The sequence below is a fragment of the Anaeromyxobacter sp. PSR-1 genome (genome assembly GCF_000964525.1).
Lineage (GTDB): Bacteria > Myxococcota > Myxococcia > Myxococcales > Anaeromyxobacteraceae > Anaeromyxobacter.
In genome coordinates, this window is record NZ_BAZG01000294.1 from 1 (window position 1) to 3086 (window position 3086).

The window sequence follows — 3086 nt, forward strand, 5'->3', positions numbered from 1 at the left end:
GCGCCGGCTCGCGGCCGATGCGCCGGCGGCCGGCGGGGCGGCAGCGTCGCCGCCTGCGGCGGCTCCCGCGCTGCGCCGCGCCGGGGAGCGGCAGCTTCTCGGTGACCTCGTCGCGGGCCGGCCGGCGCGGCCGGGCCGGCGCGGGCGGGGACCCGGGCGGCGGCGTGGGCGCGGGGCGGACCGGCGCCTGGGGCAGCTCCTGGATCCGGAAGGCGCGGCCGGTCTCCGGGTCGGTGACGTGGATCACGCCGCCCGGGCGCACGTCGCAGAGGACGTTCGCCGGGTGGCGGCCGCCGATCCGCGCCACGCCGGCCCGGAGCGCCCCGAGCCAGCTGTCGGCCTCGAGCAGGACCACCACGTCCGCCGCCTGGGCGGGCGGGGAGGCCGGCACGAAGATCTCGAACTGCGCCATGCGTCCCTCTCGCTCCTTCACCCGCCCGGGAGGATCCGGACCTCGGTGCGCCGGTTCTGGGCGCGCCCGCGCGCCGTCTTGTTGGAGGCGATGGGGTGCTCGGCCCCGAACCCCTTCGCCTCCACCCGCTCCGCCTCGATCCCGCGCCCGGCGAGCGCCGCCCGCACCGCCTCGGCGCGCGCCTGGGTCAGCCGCTTGCTCGCGGCCGCCTCGCCGGCGCCGTCGGTGTGGACCTCGACCGCCACCCGCAGCCGCGGGCGGTCGCGCAGCGCCTGCGCCAGCTCGTCGAGCAGGACCGCGCTCGACGGCAGCAGGTCGTCGCGGGCGCCGAAGCGCACCGGCTCGCGCAGCGCGATCCGGTCCCGCCCCACCTCGAGGAGCCGGTACGCCCGCGGGCAGCCGTCGGCGGCGACGCCGGCCTGCTCGGGGCAGCGGTCGTCCGGATCGGCCACCCCGTCGCCGTCGGCGTCCATCACGGGGCAGCCGCGGTTCTCGAGCGGGCCCTGCTCGTGAGGGCACGCGTCCACGCGGTCCACGATGCCGTCGCCGTCGTCGTCCGGATCCGGGCAGCCGTCCTCCTCCTGGAACCCGTCCGCGTCCTCGGGGTCGAGCGGGCAGCGGTCGATCTCGTCGGGGACGCCGTCGCCGTCGGAGTCCTTCGCCGGCGGGCACCCGAGCGTCTCGGCAGGCCCCGCCTCCGCCGGGCACGCGTCCTCGGCGTCGCCGACCCCGTCGCCGTCCGCGTCCGGGCAGCCCTGGAGCGTGGCGGGGCCGGGCGCGTCGGGGCAGCGGTCGTCCAGGTCCGGGACGCCGTCGCGGTCGCCGTCGGTCTTCTCGATGATCACCTGCGCGGTGGGCTCGCCCTTGCGGATGGTGACCTGCGGGGCGGCGCAGGTCCGCGCCAGCTCCCGCGCGCGGCGGGCGCTGCGCCCGGCGGCCTCCACGCGGGCGCGGGCCGCCCCCTCCTCGCCGCGGCCCAGCCGCCGCTCGGCCTCCTCCAGGCTCGCCTCCGCGTCGGACAGCTCGTCCGCGGCGCAGCGCTCGGCCCCCGCGCCGCGGGCCTCCACCAGCTCGGCCCGGACCGCGCGCACGTCGGCGCGGAGCTGGCCTCCCGCGGCGCACGCGGTCACCAGGAGCGCCGGCAGGAGCGCGCGAGCGGGGGAGAGGCGGAGGGACATGGCGCGAGCCGACGCTACTCGCCGGGGGATCGGGGAGTCAAGGAAGCGCCCGTACCGACGGTCGTGGTGCGTCGGCCCGCGCGCCCGCCCGCGCGGTGCGGGGGCGAGCAAGCTCCGGCGTCGGCGTCGGGCCTACCTTTGCGCCGGGAGGCAGCTCAATGGGGATCATCGCCTGGATCGTCTTCGGATTCGTCATCGGGCTCATCGCGCGCGCGGTGGTGCCCGGAAAGCAGGGGCTGGGGTTCGTCATGACGACCCTGCTCGGGATCGCCGGCTCGATCATCGGCGGGCTGGTCGCGTCCGCGTTCGCGGGCTCGCCCGGCACCTCGTTCCAGACCGCCGGGTTCATCGGCAGCCTGGTGGGCGCGATCGTGCTGCTCGTGATCGCCGGGATGGTGACGACGCCGCGGCGGCGGACCGTCTAGCGCAGGCCCGCGGCCCTACTCGCAGATCAGCTCGGCCGCGGCCGGCGGGTCGCAGTACGCCGAGGCGGTCACCGACGCGGCGCTCACGCCGGTGATGGCCTCGTAGTCGATCCCGGGCGCCGGCACGACGCCGGCCCAGCCGTTCCACTGCGCGCTCACCACGGCGGAGTCGGCCACCAGGCCGCGCGCCGGCGACGGCGCGTACTCGCCGAACAGGTTGCGGCCGGCACCGCACGCGTCGGCGCCGCCGTCGAGGTGCCACGCCGTCACGCTGCCCGAGACCAGCACCTGGTCGCCGGCGTTGCCGTGGACGGCGTTCCCGGAGAACCCGACCGCCTGCGCGCCGGCGGGCGGGTTGCCGGCGAGGTACAGGCCGCCCACGGCGCGCTTGGTGGTGAACGCGCCGCGCGGGCTGGCCGCGTTCCGGCAGATGCGCGTCCCGCCGATCCAGACGCGCGCGGTGTTCGCCTCGAGCACCACGCCGGTCGCCCCGTTGTCGCGGACCGTGCAGGCCTCCAGCGTGAGCCGCCCGTCCGCCCCGCCGGCGGCGACCAGCCCGGCCCCGCCGTTCGCGGCCAGCGTCACCCGCAGCAGCGTGACGTCGCCGCGCGCGAGGCGCAGCCCCTCCTGCGCGTTGGCCTGGAGCACCGAGTCCTCGGCGGTGACGGGGGCGCCCACCGCCACCTCGCGCACCACCGCGACGCCCGGGCCCGCCGCGCCCGAGACCGTCACGCGCTCCAGCGCCACCGGGCAGGCGCCCTCGAGGCGGAGCCCGGCCGCGAGCGCGCCGCCCTCGCGCGACGCCGCCACCGCCACGTCCGCCACGCGGGCGAGGTCGCCGGCGGCGCAGGCGGTCCGGATCGCGACCGCCGCGTCCGGCGCCGCGTCGTCGCGCACGGTCACGCCGGCGAGCGTCGAGCCCGCGCCGAGCGTCACGCCCGCCGCCACCACGCCGTCGCCGAGCGCCAGGATCCGGCCGGCCGGCGCGGCCGGCGCGTCGTCGCCCCGCAGCGTCACGCCGGGCGGGATCACCAGGTCGGCGGCGACCGGGTAGACCGCCGGGACCGCGCC

General features: G+C 79.2%; 3 protein-coding genes and 1 pseudogene. 1 reads left to right on the forward strand and 3 read right to left on the reverse strand.

Going from position 1 to position 3086, the window contains the following annotated elements; all coding sequences use genetic code 11:
• Nucleotides 1–412 (reverse strand): annotated as a pseudogene (locus tag PSR1_RS22575) (GAF domain-containing protein); the annotation flags it as partial.
• 17 nt (nucleotides 413–429) lie between these two features.
• Nucleotides 430–1590, reverse strand: coding sequence for an OmpA family protein (locus PSR1_RS22580; protein WP_059439556.1), 1161 nt, complete (start codon nucleotides 1588–1590; stop codon nucleotides 430–432).
• Between the two features lie 158 nt (nucleotides 1591–1748).
• Here PSR1_RS22580 and PSR1_RS22585 point away from each other — a divergent pair, with 158 nt between their 5' ends.
• The gene (locus PSR1_RS22585; protein WP_059439557.1) at nucleotides 1749–2015 is read left to right on the forward strand and encodes a GlsB/YeaQ/YmgE family stress response membrane protein; all 267 of its coding nucleotides are present in this window, start codon (nucleotides 1749–1751) and stop codon (nucleotides 2013–2015) included.
• 15 nt (nucleotides 2016–2030) lie between these two features.
• Here PSR1_RS22585 and PSR1_RS22590 read toward each other — a convergent pair.
• On the reverse strand, nucleotides 2031–3086 hold a 1056-nt coding region (locus PSR1_RS22590), incomplete at its 5' end, for a hypothetical protein (RefSeq protein WP_059439558.1).

Excerpts from the sequence above, each read along its gene's own strand:
- PSR1_RS22580 (WP_059439556.1), bottom strand. The coding sequence starts at position 1,590 with ATGTCCCTCCGCCTCTCCCCCGCTCGCGCGCTCCTGCCGGCGCTCCTG.
- PSR1_RS22585 (WP_059439557.1), top strand. The coding sequence starts at position 1,749 with ATGGGGATCATCGCCTGGATCGTCTTCGGATTCGTCATCGGGCTCATC.